Source organism: Acinetobacter lwoffii (assembly GCF_052078135.1).
GTDB classification, from domain to species: domain Bacteria; phylum Pseudomonadota; class Gammaproteobacteria; order Pseudomonadales; family Moraxellaceae; genus Acinetobacter; species Acinetobacter lwoffii_Z.
In genome coordinates this window covers 1-19544 of sequence record NZ_JBQGUZ010000035.1, presented here as the reverse complement: position 1 = coordinate 19544, position 19544 = coordinate 1, and the positions used below count along the sequence as shown (strand labels likewise).

Annotated in this window: 15 protein-coding genes; 10 read left to right on the top strand and 5 right to left on the bottom strand. The window is 43.2% G+C overall.

Annotated features, from left to right (window positions below; genetic code table 11):
* Positions 1–384: 384 nt before the first annotated feature.
* The gene (gene cynS / locus ACTL4S_RS15425) at positions 385–834 is read right to left on the bottom strand and encodes a cyanase (RefSeq protein WP_004280338.1); all 450 of its coding nucleotides are present in this window, start codon (positions 832–834) and stop codon (positions 385–387) included.
* A 286-nt stretch (positions 835–1120) separates the two neighbouring features.
* Between cynS and ACTL4S_RS15420 the strand changes: the two genes are divergently transcribed.
* The 3 genes from ACTL4S_RS15420 to ACTL4S_RS15410 all read left to right on the top strand — a co-directional run bounded on the left by ACTL4S_RS15420 (position 1121) and on the right by ACTL4S_RS15410 (position 4178).
* Positions 1121–1930 (top strand): formate/nitrite transporter family protein, encoded by an 810-nt coding sequence (locus tag ACTL4S_RS15420; RefSeq protein WP_004646987.1) that lies wholly within the window; start codon positions 1121–1123, stop codon positions 1928–1930.
* 65 nt (positions 1931–1995) lie between these two features.
* Positions 1996–3726 (top strand): bifunctional protein-serine/threonine kinase/phosphatase, encoded by a 1731-nt coding sequence (locus tag ACTL4S_RS15415; RefSeq protein WP_441299631.1) that lies wholly within the window; start codon positions 1996–1998, stop codon positions 3724–3726.
* Positions 3727–3980: 254 nt separating this feature from the next.
* Positions 3981–4178 carry a hypothetical protein gene (locus ACTL4S_RS15410; protein WP_004646985.1) on the top strand — a complete coding sequence of 66 codons (198 nt, stop codon included), beginning with the start codon at positions 3981–3983 and terminating at the stop codon, positions 4176–4178.
* 158 nt (positions 4179–4336) lie between these two features.
* Here the strand turns inward: ACTL4S_RS15410 and ACTL4S_RS15405 are convergent, their stop codons facing one another.
* Entirely contained in the window at positions 4337–4504 is a 168-nt protein-coding gene (locus ACTL4S_RS15405) for a hypothetical protein (protein ID WP_004280333.1), read from the bottom strand.
* A 329-nt stretch (positions 4505–4833) separates the two neighbouring features.
* On the opposite strand from ACTL4S_RS15405, the gene ACTL4S_RS15400 reads away from it, so the two are divergent.
* Together ACTL4S_RS15400 and ACTL4S_RS15395 are read left to right on the top strand one after the other, a co-directional pair.
* Entirely contained in the window at positions 4834–5751 is a 918-nt protein-coding gene (locus ACTL4S_RS15400) for a LysR family transcriptional regulator (RefSeq protein ID WP_121980327.1), read from the top strand.
* A 500-nt stretch (positions 5752–6251) separates the two neighbouring features.
* Positions 6252–8417 carry a TonB-dependent receptor family protein gene (locus tag ACTL4S_RS15395; RefSeq protein ID WP_441299630.1) on the top strand — a complete coding sequence of 722 codons (2166 nt, stop codon included), beginning with the start codon at positions 6252–6254 and terminating at the stop codon, positions 8415–8417.
* 63 nt (positions 8418–8480) lie between these two features.
* On the opposite strand, the gene ACTL4S_RS15390 is transcribed toward ACTL4S_RS15395, so the two are convergent.
* Together ACTL4S_RS15390 and ACTL4S_RS15385 are read right to left on the bottom strand one after the other, a co-directional pair.
* Positions 8481–9089: a MarC family protein gene (locus ACTL4S_RS15390; protein WP_004280329.1), complete on the bottom strand. Its 609-nt coding sequence runs from the start codon at positions 9087–9089 to the stop codon at positions 8481–8483.
* Positions 9090–9117: 28 nt separating this feature from the next.
* Positions 9118–11154 carry a choline transporter gene (locus tag ACTL4S_RS15385; RefSeq protein ID WP_441299629.1) on the bottom strand — a complete coding sequence of 679 codons (2037 nt, stop codon included), beginning with the start codon at positions 11152–11154 and terminating at the stop codon, positions 9118–9120.
* A gap of 270 nt (positions 11155–11424) precedes the next feature.
* On the opposite strand from ACTL4S_RS15385, the gene betI reads away from it, so the two are divergent.
* The 5 genes from betI to ACTL4S_RS15360 all read left to right on the top strand — a co-directional run bounded on the left by betI (position 11425) and on the right by ACTL4S_RS15360 (position 18601).
* The gene (gene betI, locus ACTL4S_RS15380) at positions 11425–12003 is read left to right on the top strand and encodes a transcriptional regulator BetI (protein ID WP_004731001.1); all 579 of its coding nucleotides are present in this window, start codon (positions 11425–11427) and stop codon (positions 12001–12003) included.
* Positions 12004–12024: 21 nt separating this feature from the next.
* Complete coding sequence (betB, locus tag ACTL4S_RS15375) at positions 12025–13500, top strand: betaine-aldehyde dehydrogenase (protein WP_409653996.1); 1476 nt, start codon at positions 12025–12027, stop codon at positions 13498–13500.
* Positions 13501–13511: 11 nt separating this feature from the next.
* On the top strand, positions 13512–15167 hold the full coding sequence (gene betA, locus ACTL4S_RS15370) for a choline dehydrogenase (RefSeq protein WP_441299628.1): 1656 nt from the start codon (positions 13512–13514) through the stop codon (positions 15165–15167).
* Between the two features lie 127 nt (positions 15168–15294).
* On the top strand, positions 15295–16065 hold the full coding sequence (locus ACTL4S_RS15365) for a TorF family putative porin (RefSeq protein WP_005106927.1): 771 nt from the start codon (positions 15295–15297) through the stop codon (positions 16063–16065).
* Between the two features lie 334 nt (positions 16066–16399).
* On the top strand, positions 16400–18601 hold the full coding sequence (locus ACTL4S_RS15360; protein ID WP_441299627.1) for an OsmC domain/YcaO domain-containing protein: 2202 nt from the start codon (positions 16400–16402) through the stop codon (positions 18599–18601).
* A 258-nt stretch (positions 18602–18859) separates the two neighbouring features.
* On the opposite strand, the gene ACTL4S_RS15355 is transcribed toward ACTL4S_RS15360, so the two are convergent.
* On the bottom strand, positions 18860–19544 hold a 685-nt coding region (locus ACTL4S_RS15355; RefSeq protein ID WP_441299626.1), incomplete at its 5' end, for a 4Fe-4S dicluster domain-containing protein.

Genomic DNA, 19544 nt, shown 5'->3' with positions numbered 1-19544 from the left:
TGTTTGAATCGATGTATTTCATCCGCAGATTATGCACGAATGCCAAGAAATCCGGAGTGCAAATATTAACCAAAAAGAAGATCGTTTTTTGATTTATGAAAGAGATCTAATGAACAAAAAGGATAGCAATATCCTTTTTGTTGTTTTTGCTAACTCACTAATAAAATGATGAACCCAATATTCAGGATGGGAAAGTATTATTTAAACAGGACAGGAGGATTGAATTCATCGAATAAAAATAAAATTATTTATAGGTTGTAAGTTTAATTTGAGATGAAAAAATTATATATATTTTAATAACGATTTTAAAAAATAAATGAATTTAATGAGTGCAGATAAAATAAAAGCCATTTTCAAAATGGCTTTTATTTTTAGAATGATAAATTAATAGGTTTTGTAAGGTAAAAACTTTCCGGATAATACGACGTTCACCCGATCTCCGTTTGGATTATTCTCACGTTGAATATCCATATTGAAATCAATTGCACTCATAATTCCATCACCAAATTCTTCATGGATCAGTTCTTTAATAGTCATACCATAGACGCTGACAACCTCATACCAGCGATAAATCAGCGGATCTGTCGGCACGCTAGTTGGCAGAGAACCTTTATAGGGTACGATTTGCAGCCAGGCGATGGCTTCATCAGTCAATCCAAATATTTCACCAATTTTTTCTGCCTGTTCTTTATTAAAAGCCATCTGACCCAAACATGCGGCTGTCACCCATTCTTTAGAAAGGCCTATTGTTTCAGCGACATCTGCCCATTTGATAGACTTTAAAACTTTCGCTGAAATAATCATGTCTGTCACTTGTTGACGATGGCTAATCATAATCTTCTCCAATAGCTATATTTAAAAAATGACCGCTATAGATAATGCAGAGATTGTGCCAATATAATTATAAGGATGAAATTTTAAAATAATTTATAGGATTTTTATTAGCCATTTAAAATAAGTGGCATGCTATTTGCTTTTATCTATATTAAATATGGCAACGGCGCCATGACACGATTGATCTGTTTGAATAATACAAGGCAAAGACGCCTAAGGTTGAAATAGACCTTAGGCGTTTTTTATTTGCAAACAGGTAAGTAATTTATATAAAGGGGATAAAAATATGGCTTATCTTGCTCCTGCAGAGTTTGCAAAAAAAGTGGTCGATGCCGGTGAGGCAAAACTTCATATGGCAACGCGCGATGTTTTAATCCGTGCGTTTATGGCAGGCGCAATTCTGGCGCTGGCAGCAGTATTTGCCGTGACGATTGCGGTACAAACAGGGGTGCCACTGATCGGTGCGCTGCTATTTCCAGTCGGTTTCTGCATGTTGTATCTCTTGGGCTATGACCTGCTCACTGGGGTATTTGTATTGACTCCATTAGCCTGGCTAGATAAACGTCCTGGGGTAACGTGGTCACGTATTTTAAAAAACTGGGGACTGGTTTTTTTAGGTAACTTTGCCGGATGTTTAACCGTGGCAGTGTTGATGGCCGCAGTCTATACCATGGGTTTCGCCGCTGAACCGAATGCGGTCGGGGTGAAAATTGCCCATATTGGTGAAGACCGGACTTTAGGCTATGCCGAATATGGTTTTGCTGGCTGGATGACGATTTTTATCCGCGGCATGCTGTGTAACTGGATGGTGTCACTCGGGGTAATTGGTGCCATGATGTCAACCACGGTCAGCGGCAAATTCATCGCGATGTGGATGCCAATCATGCTGTTTTTCGCCATGGGCTTTGAACATTCAGTCGTGAATATGTTCCTGTTCCCATTTGCCATGATGATGGGCGGTGATTTCTCGATTACAGACTATTTCTTATGGAATGAATTACCGGTGGCATTGGGGAATCTGGTGGGCGGTCTGGCACTGACAGGTCTGGCACTCTATACCACGCATGTACGTACTGGCGATAAAAAAGAATTCTAATCTGAGCGTGATGATTTATGCCTTGAGATTAAAGGGATCGATTCGATCCCTTTTGAGTATTTAAAATGAATAAAAAATTAAAGATCAGCATTGGGCAATATTCTTCCGCTGGAATCAAAGCACAGAATCAGGACTTTCATGGGGTCTATATTCCGGAAGGCCATACGCTTAGCAGTAAGGGCATTGCCTGTGCAATTGCAGACGGAATCAGCAGCAGCAATGTCAGTCATATTGCAGCAGAAACTGCAGTCAGCAGTTTTTTATCAGATTATTACTCGACTTCAGATGCATGGAGCACCCAAACTTCAGCGGCACGGGTCATTCGTGCGACCAATTCCTGGCTCTATGCACAAACCCAGCAAAGCCGCGGGCGTTTTGATAAAGACCAGGGTTATGTCTGCACCTTTAGTGCACTGATTTTGAAACAAAACAGGGCACATATCTTTCATGCTGGCGATAGCCGGATTTATCGAATTCAGGCACAAGCCATTGAACAGATGACGGCTGATCACCGTGTTTGCCTGTCATCAACAGAACATTATTTAAGTCGTGCACTGGGTGCCGACCATCGTATCGATGTCGATTATCAGCAGCTTGAATTATGTGAAGATGATTTATTTATCTTGATGACAGATGGTGTCTATGAGTTTATTGATATGCAGCTCATATCAGATCTGCTGCAACAGCAACAACATCTGGATATCATTGCCAAGTCTATAGTCGAGCTGGCCTTAAAGCGGGGTAGTGATGACAATCTCACCATTCAAATCATTAAAGTGGAACAGTTGCCTGAGGAGGAATCCTTTCATATCAAGAGCCATGTTTTATTTCCGCAACAGCTGAGTCATGGTGATCTGTTTGAAGGTTATCGGATTGATAAAATCCTGCACCAAAATCATCGCAGCAGCCTCTATTTGGCGCGTGATGAAGCAACACAAAATCGGTTGGTCATTAAAACCTTGTCTGTCGATGTGCAGGATGACCTGAAAGCGGTAGAACAATTTCATTTAGAAGAGTGGGTATCGAAACGCTTAAAACATGAAAATCTGCTGCAATGTTATCCGCATAAGGGCAGCAAGCTGTTTTTATTTCAAAGTTATGAATACTTGCAAGGGGAAAACCTAAGCCGATGGCTGCATCGTCAAAAAACAGCTTTAACTTTACAGCAGTTACTTTCCATCATTGAACAGGTGGCCAAAGCACTGAATGCCATGCACCGTCTTGAAATGCTACATCAAGATGTACGACCAGAAAATATCATGCTGCTTGAACCAGCTGATACCTTGAAAGTGAAACTGATTGATTATGGATCGACTGCGGTCAGAGGTCTGGTTGAACTGAATCCCAAACATGCAGATGTTCCTTTGGGAACCTTGGCCTTTATGGCACCTGAGTATTTTATTGGACGCTCGCCCTCAGTAAAATCAGATCAGTTCTCGCTGGCGGTGATGAGTTATTATTTATTGACCCGACAATTACCTTATGGGACAGATCTCGCGCGCTGCAAGAGTGAAAAGGCCTTAAAGCAGGTTCGATATCATTCAATCTATGAGTATCGACCGGATCTGCCACATGGCTTGGACGCAATCTTTAAAAAAGCGCTTTCCATTCGCCCGGAGCAGCGCTATGAAGCACTTTCAGCCTTTATATATGATCTGAAACACCCAGATATCAAATTTAAAAAATCAGTTTCACGCCCTATGCTTGAAAAGCATCCAGTCACTTTCTGGAAATCCTGCACAGCGATTCTTTTTTTGTTATTGCTCTGGGTGTTTGCACTATATTTTAGCCAATGAAAATAATCCAAATAAGCTGTTGAACGATTTTTTTTGACTGAAGTAAAAAATCAGATGTGATTTGAGCTGAGATGTAGTCAAAATATCTATTTATTCTTATTGCAGATTTTTCTATTTTTACGATGATTGACTCTGTGTTTTCGAAGATTATCCCTATAAAATAGAAAGTGCAGTTAAAATCTAAGTAAGCATAAAAACATTGGAATAATAATTGCTTATTTTTAATACCATTAGAATAAAAAGGCAGATGAGACATGAAAATTCAATTTTTTAAGCTGATTTTAATCTTGAGCAGCAGCATGGTGATGAGCCAAACCAGTCTCGCCGGAGATGGTGGCTTGCGTTTTGCTGAGAAAAATCAGGAAATAGCGGCACAAATTCAGGCCAAGAAAAAAACGGCAGAAATACAAGCGCAGTCCCTACAAGCAAAAGCCTCTACAGAAACGAAATAGTAAAATAGCACTCATCCAAGAAGGTGAGCTGTTCAGATTAGATCAGATGTATAAGATGTGGTGATGCGAAAAACTAGTCCCTAACTTTTTAATACTGAAAAAAAACTCCCCATCTATTTTAAGAATGGGGAGTTTTTTATTTTGCATCTCAGGGAAAATTACTGAATTTGTTCCTCATCCTGTCTTTCCTGACGCAGCTGATCACGTTGTCGCTGTGGATCATGAAGACCTAATTGACCGCGCTGGATCTCACGATCCTGCTTTTCTTGAGGATCAAGTTGTTCTTCAGTGAGTTCTTCATCATTTCGATCGATTGGATTCGACATAGTCTTTCATCCTCTAAAATACTTTCTAATTTTTATTGTATGAGTGCAGCAAAATTATTCTGTGACTTTTATGCCTGAGTTAGTTTTCTATCTTGTTGCTGCTGTAAGTTTAATCAATATTTTATGGGTTATTTTAATGATGGTTAAGTTAACCAAGAAAATTAAATTAATGAAATTAAGGGAATAGTAATTTAAACCTATAAACCTAATAGTTGAATATATCTCATTATTCTGGTTTTGAAATGAGAAAAACTAAATAAAATAAGAAAAATGGGTTATGCTTAAGACAGATTAAGTGTCATCCGTCTTTTAAATTTCCGGTATTTTTCATGATAGAACTTCGCCATTTAAGAACTTTAACTGCTCTGCGGGAGCATGGTTCTCTGGTTGCAGCAGCAAGTGATTTATGTTTAACCCCATCAGCCTTGTCACATCAGCTACGTGAACTCGACCAATGGTTTGGCGTCGAAGTGGTCAATCGGCGTAGTCGCCCTGTGAGCTTTTCAAATGTTGGGGAGCGGTTGCTAAAACTGGCAGATGAAATATTACCGCAAGTTCAAATTGCACAGAGTGATATCAGCCGAATTGTGCATGGTCAGACCGGACGAATTGTTTTTTCCTCTGAATGTCATAGCTGTTTTGACTGGTTGATGCCGCTACTCAATCAATACCGGATGCAATATCCGGATGTAGACCTGGACTTTGCCTCAGGTTTTGAGTCGAATCCGCATGAATTATTGCAAACTGGAGAGTTTGATCTTTTAATTACGGCTGATCCGATTGCGCTTAAAGGCATTGAATATTTTCCGATATTTGAATACGAATCACGCTTGGTTTTATCTAATACCCATCCACTAGTACGTGCTAAAGAGATTACTGTTCAGGAACTTGCTGAAGAAACGCTAGTAACTTATCCGGTGGATAAACACCGTTTGGACATCATGTCGCGTTTGTTTATTCCAGCTAATATTCTACCAAAAGCCATTCGTACCACCGACTTGACCCAAATGCTGATTCAGCTGGTGGCAAGTGGCCGCGGGATTGGTGCACTGCCAGACTGGGTGGTAAATGAATATGAGCAAAAAGGCTGGGTGACATCACGCCGTTTGGACTGTGTGGCGCCTGAAGGCTTGCGTCGTACTTTATACGCCGGCTATCGCATAGAAGAAAAACAGAAAGATTATTTTGAAGGCTTCTTGAAACAGCTGGATCGGTTTTCCAAAAAAAGACAGGTCTACTACAATTGATCAATGAATAGGTGAATATCTATAAGCCCGTGATTCTTAAAAATCCTGCATCATCAGGATTTTTAAAAATAGACTTTTTTCTCTCAAGGATTTCAATTTTTCTATAAGGTGATGAGGTTAATCTTGTCTACTTTAAATCAGAAAATATACAACTTCGGCCAACTTTCGAAATTAAAGAACTGGTTTGGTCGATTATAAATTTTTCTACTTATCACATTTTGCCAAGTGGAAATACATCTGTGCAGAATTAAATTACATATTATTAAATATCAGTTACTTAAAAATTAAGTTCTTGGAACTTGTGAGGATGTGGTTTTGATCTTGCAAGTTGATTTTTAATAAAAAGATTAAATAAAATGAAAAACATACGCTGATTAGTCAATTTTTTGGCAGAAAATAACTCCTGAAAATAACAATGTTGATCTATGCTACAGCATAATTTTTAAACTGATTTCCTCTCATAAAACGGAATCACTTATACAGGACTGTATAAAATCGCCATGCACATGACAAAAATTCCTCTCAAGAAAAGCCCGCTGAGCCTCATGATTCTGTCGATTGTCTCAGGTCATCTTTATGCTGAAACTGCCGTAGAACCGGACAATGTTCAACAGCTGAATACTATTGTGATCAGCGCTGAGCAAAATGCCAATCCGCAGCAGCAATATCAGAAAGAGCTGGCTCAGGTTTCAGGAGGAACGAATTTCATTGGTGAGCAGCAATTAGAACAGCAGCGACTTGCAACCACAGCCGATGTGTTCCGTTTACAGCCAGGAATTTATGCCCAGTCTGCAGGGAATGAAGGTGCAAAAATATCGATCCGTGGCTCAGGAATCAACCGGACTTCAGGTGCACACGCATCCGGTACGCACGTCCTGATTGACGATATTCCATTTACCGGGCCGGGCGGTACAGCGTATGAACTGCTAGAACCCTGGTGGATTGATCATGTCGGGGTTTATCGCGGAGCCAATGGCTTTAAGCAAGGCGGACTGGCCTTAGGTGGAACAATCAACTATAGAACCAAGGCCGGCGCAGATCAGGATGGCTCTGAACTCAAATATGAAATGGGCAGCCATGGTTATCAGAAATATCAGTTTAGTACCGGCCGAAAGCTGGATCAGATGGATTATTATCTGGCGCTGACGAGTACCCAGTTTGATGGAATTCAGGATCATGCTGAAGGCGATGGCAAAGGTCTGGCTTTTAATTTGGGCTATCAAATTAGTCCGGATATCGAAACCCGTTTTTATGCTCGTTACCGTGAGAGCAAGCATTTAACTCCAGGACGGATTACACAAGAACAGCTCAAAAATGATCCTGAAGCAGCGAATAGCTTTAATTTAGCGGTAGATGCCAAACGGATTCAGCCGGGCAGTACCTGGTTGGCCAATACTACGACCTGGAATTTACAGGATGATGCTAAACTGACCGGCAGTCTGGCTTATCATCATTATCCGCTGGATTTACGTGAAAGCAGTTATCGTACTAATGTCGATTATGAAGATATTACAGCGCGCTTCCAGTATGAAAGGCCTTATCAGTTTCTAGGTCTGGAGCATCAGGGGCGTATTGCCTTGCGCACTACCACACACCGCCCGGACAGTGGTGTAACGGAAACCATCCGACGTGATACGACTATTGATGGAACTTTGTATCCGGCAGATACCGTTACCCGCCGTTATACCTATCGCGGTTCAGACAACGTCCTGCAATTTGATCAGGAAACCACATTAAATGATCAGTTCAAATTAGATTTGGGACTGGCAGCGGTGTATACCCATCGGGAAAGTGAAGTAACTTATCCTGTGGCGAGTCCTGAAGTCAGCCGTTATGAATGGAATTTTGCACCACGACTTGGTTTGACCTATCAGCCGAATGAGTCTGTGCAATGGTTTGCCAATTTAAGCCGCAGCATTGAGCCAGCACATCCTTGGGCGATGGCTTGGTCTTCACCGTATTATTTTGACAGTGGTGTCGCTTCTGGCCGGGTGCGCGCGCCAATCTATTTGGACACGCAAACCGCCAATAGCTTTGAACTGGGTGGACGTGGACAATCAGGCTTTGGAGATTGGGCACTGAGTTATTATTATTCCAAAGTGAAAAATGAACTGTTAACCTCTGAAATGATTAAAACCTATGAAGATGGATCGAATCGACCTTCAGAGCCAATTGCTGTTGAATCGAATGCCACGCCAACGATTCATCAAGGGGTGGAGCTAAGTCTAGATACGCCATTGCATGAATCCCAATATGGCGAACTTCGTCTGCAACAGGCTTATACCCTTAGCGATTTCCAGTACAAAAATGATCCATTGTTTGGCAAGAACCAGTTGCCAGGAATCCCTAAACATCTGTATCAGGCTCAACTAAGTTATGCCTTGAATAATGGCCTCTATATTGGTTTGAATACCGAATATGCATCGAAGATGGCACATGATTATGCCAATAGCCGATTCAGTGATGACTATCAGATCTGGGGCATTGACGTGGGTTATGCACCAGAACATCAATCGTGGAAAACCTGGATCAACTTTAAAAATATCACGGATGAGAAATATGCTGCGGTCGTGATTCCTGGTCTGAATGATCAAGGTGCTGATGTAGCGCGATCTTCACCAGGTGAAGGTTTTTCTACTTATGCCGGTGTGTCATTTAAATTTTAATTTTTAAAATCAAAAAAAGAGCGGTGAAAACCGCTCTTTTTATTTATTGATAGAAAAGGTTTATCAGGTTTCTAAAATTCCGGTAACGCCTGTCACAATCATATCGATGGCAATCGTACCAATCAGAAGCGCAGCAACACGACCGACAATATCGACATACAGGTCAATGTAGTTGGAATATTTATGTTGTAAATGATCATGCAGATATTTCATCAGGATCAGCAGGCTACAAGTCAGAAACAGCGTAGAAAAAATCACCAGAATGGTTTGCATTAAACTGAGCTGTATGCCGGTGATCACAGATGCCGAAATGGTACCCGGACCGATCATAAACGGCATGGCAATCGTGCCCGCCAGATGACTGGGCGCTCCACGCATCACGCCAATCGTATCAGCACCTTCAAAGACATAACGATAGCCGATCACCAAAAAGATAATACCGCCAAAAATCTGGAAGGACTCAAACCGTACATGCAAGACTTCATTAAAGAAGGCTTCACCGGTTTTTGCAAAAATGATGAACACAATAAAGCTGATCAGACTGCCTTGAATCAATGCCATGTTGAATACTTTTGCATCGGAATTACGGATAATTCCGAGCATGTAAATACTCATCAAAAATGGATTGAGCAGGGAGAAAAACAGGGCAAAGGCATTCAAACTTTCTGACATCATTGAGTCCTTACGTAGTTGAGAGATCCTAGATTTCACGATCCGGGAACAGCGGACGTTTACCTGGGCTAATACGGTTAATATGTAGATACATCATATGGCGTTCATATTTATCCAGGATGTCATTGATCACCTGTTCCTTACTGTAACCGACCAGATCGTTTCCCTGAGAGCCTTCAAACAGATAACTTTCCAGACGATAGTAATAACGTTTGGTTCGTTTACCACGTGAACTGAAATTTGGCGTGTCATAGCGTACCGGCCATATTTCGTAGACAAAGTTTTCTTCTTCATCGAGCTGAATGGTCAGATCCAGATGATACAGTTCAGGTTCTTCCTCCAGCGATTTTTCCTGAATATTGACTTGAATACCTTTGTCAATTAACTCGGTTGCAACGGCCTCAATGGCTGGTTTGCAAACATTGTCCAGCATGGTCCGCGTCTGGGACAGGCTTGGATGCAGCATGACCCGGCTCAGACGCTTCTTCCAGTTCAAAATATCCACATTACCGACCACAGGTGCCGCATTCAGGCTGGTGCTTGCCTGACGAAAATCCTCCAGACGCAAGGACTTATACAGTCCGGCCATCACAAAGAAAATCACGAAACTAAAAGGCAGGCCCATAATAATCGTGGTGTTCTGTAATGCTGTTACGCCATTCGCCATGAGCATTGCCAAAGTCAGCAAACCGATGGCAATGGCCCAGAACACACTCAGCCAGCGCGGTGAATCATGTTCAATATTAGTGAATTTGGTCGTGAAATTTCCCAATACCAATGCCCCCGAGTCCGCTGAGGTCACATAGAACAGTAAGCCGGTAATGGTGGCGACACCTGCAGTAAACATAAAGCCTGGATACTGCGCCAAGAGATCATAAAAACCATGTGCCGGATTTTCTAAAACTGTCGTAGCAAGTTGAGTATTACCATCAAAAATCACGCTGTATAAAGCACTGTTACCGAAAATAGACAACCAGGTCAGGGTAAATAACAGAGGAATAACCAAAGTCCCGGTGACAAATTCGCGAATGGTACGACCACGGGAAATACGGGCCAGGAACAGACCAACAAAAGGTGACCAGGCGATCCACCATGCCCAGAAGAACAGGGTCCAGCTATTCATCCATTCTTTCGGTTGTTCAAAAGGAAAACTGGTTAAAGAGAGTTTTGGGAACTGACTGATATAGTCACCAAAATTCTGAATCAAGGCTGCTAATAAAAATTCGGTATTGCCTACAAACAGAATAAATAGCAGCAGCCCAATTGATACATAGATGTTAATTTCAGACAGGATTCGGATGCCTTTATTGACACCGGCAGTGACTGAAATAATAGTAATAATCACGGCAACGGCGATGAGTGCGGTTTGAATCCAGATATTTTCTGGTAAATCAAACAATACATGCAGGCCGTAATTTAATTGCACAACGCCAATCCCGCAGGTGGTGGCAATCCCGAAAATCGTGCCGAGTACTGCAGCCGTATCCACAGTATGGCCAATTGGACCATTAATTTTTTTTCCAAAAATAGGATAGAGTGCTGATCGGATGGTGAGCGGTAAATTGTAGCGATAGCTGAAATAACCTAGCGCGACCCCAATCAGCGCATACATACTCCAGCCAGTTAAACCGTAGTGAAACAGGGTCCACACCATGGACTGGCGCGCAGCTTCAAAAGTTTCACCTTCGCCCACAGGTGGATTCATATAGTGGGAAAGCGGTTCCGCCACCGAGAAAAACATCAGGTCAATCCCGATCCCGGCAGAAAATAGCATCGCCGACCAACTCAACAGGCTAAATTCTGGCTTGGAATGTTTGGGGCCTAATTTAATCTCGCCATAACGGGAACAGGCGATAAAGACGATAAAAACCAGATACAGCGTTGCCGCTAGCAGGTAATACCAGCTAAAGGTACGACTGACCCAGTTTAAAATATTGATAATGACTTGATTGGCTTGTTCATTAAATAAAATGGTAATGATAGAAAACAGCAGAATAAGTGTCGCCGAAAAATAAAAAACTACTTTATTCAGACCATCTTGCATCTCTTCATTTTTCTTTTGCATAAATCCATGACCATCGTGTTGTTGCCGGATGATCTACAGTGCAGTGTGATTTAAAAGCAAAAGCCTGTGGTAAAGCTTCCTTGTTTTCGTGAATTACAAACTTTTGCAAATCCAAAACAAACTGCGCTGTACATCAAGGGTGAGCTGGCACTATAATTTTTATTAATTGAACGTTCAATTAAAAAAGCGTTTATGAATTGTTACATCATTCAGCTATTTGCTTTAGCAGAGTGACTTTCTATTGTTATATCCGTTATTCAGGTTAGTCTTATGCCAAAAGTTGGTATGCAACCGATCCGTCGCCAGCAACTGATCGATGCCACCTTAGCTGCAGTGAATGAGCTAGGTTTTGCAGAAGCTTCAATTAGTCAGATTGCTCAGAGGGCAGGTGTCTCAACCGGCATCATAAGTCATTATTTTCAAGGTAAAAATGGCTTAATTGAAGCCACAATGCGTTACTTATTGCAGCAATTGGGTAAATCTGTTGCACAGATAAAGATACAGGTTGATGACTTACCGGAGCAGCGCTTGTTAGCGATCGTACGTGGTAATTTTGCTGCTCCACAAACGGATAAGGCGGCCATGAAAGTCTGGTTGGCGTTCTGGGCTAGCAGTTTGCACCAACCTGAATTACACCGTTTACAGCAGATCAATCATTACCGTTTACATTCCAATCTTAAATACGAATTCATGAAAAAGTTAAATAAAGACCAGGCAGAGAAAGCCGCTCAAGGTCTGGCAGCATTGATTGACGGATTCTGGTTAAGAGGTGCTTTGGTAAATGGCGAAATTGATCCAGAACTGCCGATTGAACTGTGTAGTGAATATATCCGGCAACAACTCAAATAACCCACCTGCGAGGAAATTCCATTGACAACATTCAAACTGCAACGTCCTTATATTCATGGACAATATGTCGATGCAACGTCCAATAGCACGTTTCAAACGATTAATCCTGCAACAGGCGAAGTTCTGGCAGACGTGCAAGTGTGTACGCGAAAAGATATCGATCGCGCTGTTGAATCGGCACAGCAAGGCCAAAAAGTCTGGGCAGAAATGACAGCAATTCAACGTTCCCGTATTTTAAACAAGGCTGTTGCCATCCTCCGTGAACGTAATGACGAGCTGGCGCGTTTAGAAAGTCTCGACAGTGGTAAAGCTTTCAGTGAAACATCCACCGTCGATATTGCGACAGGTGCAGATGTACTCGAATACTATGCAGGTATTTTGCCAGCATTAGAAGGCCAGCAAATCCCGCTCAGAAGCAGTTCGTTTGTTTATACTCGCCGTGAACCTTTGGGTGTGGTTGCCGGGATTGGTGCATGGAATTATCCGGTTCAAATTGCCTTATGGAAATCTGCACCTGCACTGGCAGCAGGCAATGCCATGATCTTTAAAGCCAGTGAAGTGACGCCTTTAACTGCATTAAAACTGGCAGAAATTTATACTGAAGCAGGTGTGCCGCATGGTGTCTTTAATGTGGTTACCGGCAGTGGTGAAATTGGTGGTTATCTGACTTCGCATCCTGATATTGCCAAAGTGTCGTTTACCGGTGGCGTTTCTACCGGCAAAAAGGTCATGGCGCAAGCTGCAAATTCTAGCCTGAAAGAAGTCACGATGGAGCTGGGCGGTAAGTCTCCGCTGATTATCTGTGAAGATGCCGATCTGGATTTGGCGGCAGATATAGCCATGATGGCTAACTTCTACAGTTCTGGTCAGGTCTGTACCAATGGAACCCGGGTATTTATCCCTTTGGCCTTGAAAGCAGAATTTGAAGACAAGATTTTGCAGCGTATTCCTTATATCCGTATGGGGGATCCACTTGATCCTGAGACCAATTTTGGTCCAGTGTCCAGCTTCTCTCATATGGAAAAAGTGCTGGGCTATATTGAACAGGGCAAGATCGAAGGTGCACGCTTATTGTGTGGTGGCGGCCGTGCTGAAGATGAGCAGTTTGCCCAAGGCGCTTATGTGCTACCAACGGTATTTACCGATTGCCGTGACGACATGACGATTGTCTGTGAAGAAATTTTTGGTCCAGTCATGAGTATTCTGAGTTATGACTCAGAAGAAGAGGCGATTCGTCGTGCCAATGATACCGAATATGGTTTGGCAGCTGGTGTCGTGACACCGAATCTGGCACGTGCGCATCGTATTATTCATCAAATCGAAGCCGGCATTTGCTGGATTAATACCTGGGGCGAATCACCGGCAGAAATGCCTGTCGGTGGCTATAAACATTCGGGTGTCGGTCGCGAAAACGGTATTGTCACGCTACAGCAATATACCCAGACCAAGTCGGTGCAAGTTGAACTTAGTCCTTTCCAGTCTGTATTTAGCGCATAAGGGAGGATTGGATGAATTACGACTATATTATTATCGGTGCAGGTTCGGCAGGGAATGTACTCGCAGCGCGTTTAACTGAAGATCCGGATGTGAAAGTCCTGTTGCTGGAAGCAGGTGGGCCGGATTACCGTCTAGACTTCAGAACACAAATGCCTGCTGCATTGGCTTATCCATTACAGGGACGACGCTATAACTGGGCCTATCTGACCGATCCCGAACCTCATATGAATAATCGTCGTATGGAGTGCGGGCGCGGAAAAGGTCTGGGCGGTTCTTCATTAATTAACGGCATGTGTTACATTCGCGGTAATGCTATGGATCTTGAACAGTGGGCCAGCCTGAAGGGGCTAGAACACTGGAGCTATGCTGAATGTCTGCCGTATTATAAAAAAGCTGAAACGCGCGATATTGGCGGCAATGATTATCATGGTGATTCTGGACCGGTTTCGGTGGCAACACCTAAAAATGGCAATAATGAACTGTTCCATGCCATGGTCGAGGCAGGTGTACAGGCCGGTTATCCACGTACTGATGACCTGAATGGCTATCAGCAGGAAGGTTTTGGGCCGATGGACCGTACTGTAACGCCGCAAGGCCGTCGTTCCAGTACAGCACGTGGTTATCTCGATATAGCCAAAGGCCGGGATAATCTCACCATTATTACCCATGCTATGACCAACCGAATTCTGTTTAATCGCAATCAGGCGATTGGCGTAGAATATTTTGAAGGTCAAAATACCTTACAGCCGATTCAGGTCTTTGCGGATCGTGAAGTTCTACTATGTGCAGGTGCAATTGCCTCGCCACAAATCCTGCAACGCTCCGGTGTAGGTCCGGCCGAACTGTTAAAAAGTCTGGATATTCCTGTGGTTCAGGATTTGCCTGGTGTGGGTGAAAACCTGCAAGACCATCTGGAAATGTACCTGCAATATAAATGCAAAAAACCGGTTAGCTTATATCCGGCACTCAAGTGGTATAACCAGCCGATGATTGGCGCTGAATGGTTATTTTTAGGTAAAGGTATTGGAGCCAGCAACCAGTTTGAAGCCGGTGGTTTTATCCGCTCTTCAGACGAATTTGACTGGCCCAATATCCAGTATCATTTCCTGCCTGTGGCGATTAATTATAATGGCACCAATGCCATTCATGAACATGGCTTCCAGGCTCATGTGGGCTCTATGCGTTCGCCGTCACGTGGCCGTGTTCGTCTGAAATCCAAAGACCCGTTTGAGCATCCAAGTATTCTGTTCAACTATATGAGTACCGAGCAGGACTGGCGTGAATTCCGCGATGCCATCCGGATTACCCGGGAAATTATGCATCAGCCGGCATTGGATCCCTATCGTGGTGAAGAAATCAGTCCGGGAAAACATCTACAAACAGATGCTGAAATTGATGAATTTGTTCGTAATCATGCAGAAACCGCGTATCATCCATCGTGTAGCTGTAAAATGGGTGAGGATGACATGGCGGTTGTCGATGGTTATGGACGCGTACATGAAATGCAGGGGTTGCGTGTGATTGACGCCTCGATTATGCCTTTGATCATTACCGGTAACCTCAATGCAACTACGATTATGATCGCTGAAAAACTGGCAGACCATATTCGTGGCAAACCTGCTCTTGCGCCTTCATCTGCACCTTTTTACAAGGCGCCTCGCGCTTAAATTATGGTTTTATTCCTGCCGCCTAGCAAAGCAGGAGTAAAGCGAATTTCAATTTTTCCCCAAAACGGAGATAAAACCTCGACTGCTTTCGGTTTTATCTCCGCTTTACTTAATACATTTATATTTTATGAAAATATTCAATCAAACAGTGCTGTTTGGCTGTGCTGCTGTTTCAAGTTTTTACTGTTATGCCGATGATGCGGAAGTAAAACAAATAGAAGCAAGCGGAAACTTGAGTGTGGTCTCCAAATACGTCTCCCGCGGTTTGACCAATGCGCCTGAAAATGATGATGTTGCTGTACAGGCTGCATTGAATCTGGCTTATGGTAATTTTTATGTCGGATATTGGGGATCTACGCTTGGATACTCTTATGCAGAAGTGCAGGGGCGTCAGGGACATCGTTCAGACAAATTCGAGCATAACTTTCTGCTGGGTTATACCCATAGCAGCGAAAATTATGATTGGGATCTATGGAACGCAACCTATTATTATCCGGGCGGCAAGCATACTACCGGAAATGAGCTGGGTTTAAATATAAGTCGTGCATTGAATGATCAGACCAGTATTGGCGCCAGTGTATCGACCTATCTGTATGATGTGGCTTATGCCAATCAGGGCGATACTTTTTATACGCTTAACCTGAATCATCAGTTGAATGATCGCCTGAATGCCAGCGTTACGGCAGCGGGAAGCTATTTTAACGATGAAGGCAAATATGAGGGCGGTGAACTGGGCGATACCGAAAAGCAGTTTGCCTTTCGTTATGCTTCTGCCGGACTTAGTTATGCGCTCTTACCTCAGGTAAGTTTGTCGGGTGAATATATCTTTGGCGGTTATGACCGTTATGATGAAAAGCAGCGTAATCTTGCAGTAGTTGCATTGAGTTATGATTTCTAAAGTTATCTCGGACTAGGCAGGTGAAAATCTGCCTTATCCGCAAGCTTGATTGATCATATAATTCATGGCTTGAAGTTGGTTCATGCTCCGGCAGCTCAGGAAAGACTGAGGATCTGGTTTAATCTGGCAGAATTTCAGACAAATATTATCAATTTCATAAAATAATTCTATAATAGCGCCCATTCTCGGCAGCGTTATCCAGACACTTCGTCAAATGGTATAACCTGACCATTTTCTATTTTTCATTCAAGTTCTCCTCCGTGAACCGGCTTGTATATTCAGATTCAGCATCTTATCTGTCCGTGACGGCACATAAGAATATTTAGGTATCCACATGGAAATTAAGGTCAATTATCTCGATAATCTTCGCCAGGAAGCCAAGTTCGATGACTTCACGGTGATTGCCGATCAGCCGATCCGCTATAAAGGCGATGGTTCGGCACCCGGCCCATTCGATTATTTTCTGGCGTCATCAGCACTTTGTGCGGCTTATTTTGTCAAAGTCTATTGCGCAGCACGTGACATTCCGACTGATAATATCCGCCTTTCGCAAAACAATATTGTTGATCCTGAAAACCGCTATAAACAGATTTTTAAAATTCAGGTGGAACTGCCGGCTGATATTTCTGAAAAAGACCGCCAAGGGATTTTACGTTCGATTGATCGTTGTACTGTCAAGAAAGTAATTCAAACCGGTCCTGAATTTGTCATTGAAGAAGTGGAAAGCATTGATGCGGATGCTCAAGCTTTATTGATGCCAAGTCTGGCTTCTGATCATACGACTTTCATTCCAGGTAAAGACCTGCCGCTGGAAGAAACCATTGCCAATATGTCTGCCATTCTGGCAGGCCTCGGCATGAAGATTGAAATTGCGTCTTGGCGTAATATCGTGCCGAATGTCTGGTCGCTACATATCCGTGATGCGCAGTCGCCAATGTGTTTTACCAATGGTAAGGGCTCAACCAAAGAAAGTGCGCTGGCATCTGCTTTGGGTGAATTTATTGAGCGTCTGAATTGCAACTTTTTCTATAACGACCAGTTCTGGGGTGAGGATATTGCCAATGCCGAATTTGTGCATTATCCAGATGAAAAATGGTTCCAGCCAGGTCCAAATGGCGAACTACCTGCAGAAGTTTTAGATGAACATACCCGTGAAATTTATGATCCTGAAGATGAATTATTGGGTATCCATCTTTACGACACCAACTCTGGTAATAAAGCACGTGGCATCTGTTCATTGCCATTTGTACGTCAGTCTGATGGTGAAACCGTTTATTTCCCGTCGAATCTGATCGAAAACCTTTACTTAAGTAACGGGATGAGTGCCGGCAATACCTTGGCTGAAGCGCAAGTACAATGTCTTTCTGAAATTTTCGAGCGTGCTGTTAAACGCGAAATTCTGGAAGGTGAACTGGCACTACCGGATGTGCCTGAACATGTTCTGGCAAAATATCCAAAAATTGTTGAAGGCATTAAAGGCCTAGAAGAACAGGGCTTCCCGGTTCTGGTCAAAGATGCATCTTTAGGCGGTCAGTTCCCGGTCATGTGTGTCACCTTGATGAACCCACGTACCGGCGGTGTATTTGCCTCATTCGGTGCCCATCCAAACTTTGAAGTGGCTTTGGAACGCAGTCTGACTGAGTTATTGCAAGGCCGTAGTTTTGAAGGTCTGAATGATCTGCCAAAACCAACCTTTAGCAGTAATGCCGTGACTGAACCAAATAACTTCGTCGAGCATTTCATCGACTCGAGCGGTGTAGTGTCTTGGCGTTTCTTCAGCGCGAAATCAGATTATGATTTTGTCGAGTGGGATTTCACTAATAACGGTCAAAATTCGAATGCGGACGAAGCTCAGGAATTATTCACGATTCTGGAAGACATGGGCCATGAAGTTTATATGGCGGTGTATCAGCATCTAGGTGCAACAGCTTGCCGTATTCTGGTACCGGGCTATTCGGAAATTTATCTGGTAGAAGATCTGGTTTGGGACAATACCAACAAGGCTTTGTTATATCGTGAAGATATCCTGAATCTGCACCGTCTGGATGATGAACAATTGGAAGCATTGGTTGAGCGTCTGGAAGAAGCAGATGAGGATGACTATACCGAAATCAAAACCTTGATCGGTATCGAGTTCGATGAAAATACTGAATGGGGCCAACTCACTATTCTGGAACTGAAACTGCTGATTTATGTGGCTTTGCAGCAATTTGAAGAAGCCAAAGATCTGGTTGAGCAGTTCCTGCAGTTCAATACCAATACCGTTGAACGTGGCCTGTTCTACCAGTGCATGAATGTCGTTCTGGAAGTCATTCTGGATGATGAAATGGAACTGGATGATTATGAGCACAACTTCCGCCGTATGTTTGGTGATGCCCGTATGGATGCCGTTCTAGGTTCAATCGAAGGCACAGTTCGTTTCTATGGTTTGACCGAAACCAATATGCAGCTTGAAGGACTGGACCGTCATTTACGCCTGATTGACAGTTACAAGAAACTGCATGCGGCGCGTGCAAAGTTTGTGGCTCAGCAATAATCCATAGATGAATGACTAAAAGTTTTCGTTATTTGTTTTAAATCTTAAAGATGGCTTACTCGGTTTCGAATAGGCCATTTTTATCTCTGACCCTATATGCAATCTTTTCTATTATTTCTATTCTAGCTTATTAATTCCAGCTCCCGAGGGAACTGGGATTACCTAAAAAATTAAAGTGAAGTGTTAATACTAACTGCTTCAAGATTGGGTATGTGAATGTGAGAAATAGATGTATTTTTCTCCTTCACAGGAATTACCTTACATATTCGGGTAATTCGGACCACCACCACCTTCCGGTGTCACCCAGGTGATGTTCTGTGACGGATCCTTGATGTCACAGGTCTTGCAGTGCACACAGTTGGCTGCATTGATCTGGAAACGCTTGGAACCGTCATTATTTTCCATAATTTCATAGACTCCCGCCGGGCAGTAACGCTGTGCAGGCTCGTCCCATGTCGGCAGGTTGACTTCCACCGGAATAGAGGCATCGGTGAGTTTTAAATGCGCTGGCTGGTTTTCTTCATGGACCGTATTCGAGACAAACACTGAAGACAGACGGTCAAAGGTCAGCTTGCCATCCGGTTTTGGATAGTTTGGCTTGAAGCTTTCAGCCGCCTGGGTTTTCAACGCAGCATGATCCTGAACCAGATCGTGCAGGGTAAATGGCACTTTAAACACGTTCTGATCGATGAAGTTAAACGCGCCACCGATCCATTGACCGAACTTGTGCATTGCCGGGCCAAAGTTACGCGAGTTATATAGCTCTTCTTTCAGCCAGCTGTTGTTGAACTTGTCGGTATACGCGGTCAGTTCTTTCACGAAGAAATCTTCACCTTCAGCCACACGTGCCACCGCCAGATCACCGCCTTTTTCTACACCGGCCGCAATCGCCTCAAATACCGCTTCACCGCAGAGCATGCCGGATTTCATCGCAGTATGTGAG

Excerpts from the sequence above, each read along its gene's own strand:
- ACTL4S_RS15415 (WP_441299631.1), top strand. The coding sequence starts at position 1,996 with ATGAATAAAAAATTAAAGATCAGCATTGGGCAATATTCTTCCGCTGGA.
- cynS (WP_004280338.1), bottom strand. The coding sequence starts at position 834 with ATGATTAGCCATCGTCAACAAGTGACAGACATGATTATTTCAGCGAAA.
- betA (WP_441299628.1), top strand. The coding sequence starts at position 13,512 with ATGAATTACGACTATATTATTATCGGTGCAGGTTCGGCAGGGAATGTA.
- betI (WP_004731001.1), top strand. The coding sequence starts at position 11,425 with ATGCCAAAAGTTGGTATGCAACCGATCCGTCGCCAGCAACTGATCGAT.
- ACTL4S_RS15390 (WP_004280329.1), bottom strand. The coding sequence starts at position 9,089 with ATGTCAGAAAGTTTGAATGCCTTTGCCCTGTTTTTCTCCCTGCTCAAT.
- ACTL4S_RS15420 (WP_004646987.1), top strand. The coding sequence starts at position 1,121 with ATGGCTTATCTTGCTCCTGCAGAGTTTGCAAAAAAAGTGGTCGATGCC.
- ACTL4S_RS15360 (WP_441299627.1), top strand. The coding sequence starts at position 16,400 with ATGGAAATTAAGGTCAATTATCTCGATAATCTTCGCCAGGAAGCCAAG.
- ACTL4S_RS15385 (WP_441299629.1), bottom strand. The coding sequence starts at position 11,154 with ATGCAAAAGAAAAATGAAGAGATGCAAGATGGTCTGAATAAAGTAGTT.
- ACTL4S_RS15400 (WP_121980327.1), top strand. The coding sequence starts at position 4,834 with ATGATAGAACTTCGCCATTTAAGAACTTTAACTGCTCTGCGGGAGCAT.
- ACTL4S_RS15410 (WP_004646985.1), top strand. The coding sequence starts at position 3,981 with ATGAAAATTCAATTTTTTAAGCTGATTTTAATCTTGAGCAGCAGCATG.
- ACTL4S_RS15395 (WP_441299630.1), top strand. The coding sequence starts at position 6,252 with ATGCACATGACAAAAATTCCTCTCAAGAAAAGCCCGCTGAGCCTCATG.
- ACTL4S_RS15405 (WP_004280333.1), bottom strand. The coding sequence starts at position 4,504 with ATGTCGAATCCAATCGATCGAAATGATGAAGAACTCACTGAAGAACAA.
- ACTL4S_RS15365 (WP_005106927.1), top strand. The coding sequence starts at position 15,295 with ATGAAAATATTCAATCAAACAGTGCTGTTTGGCTGTGCTGCTGTTTCA.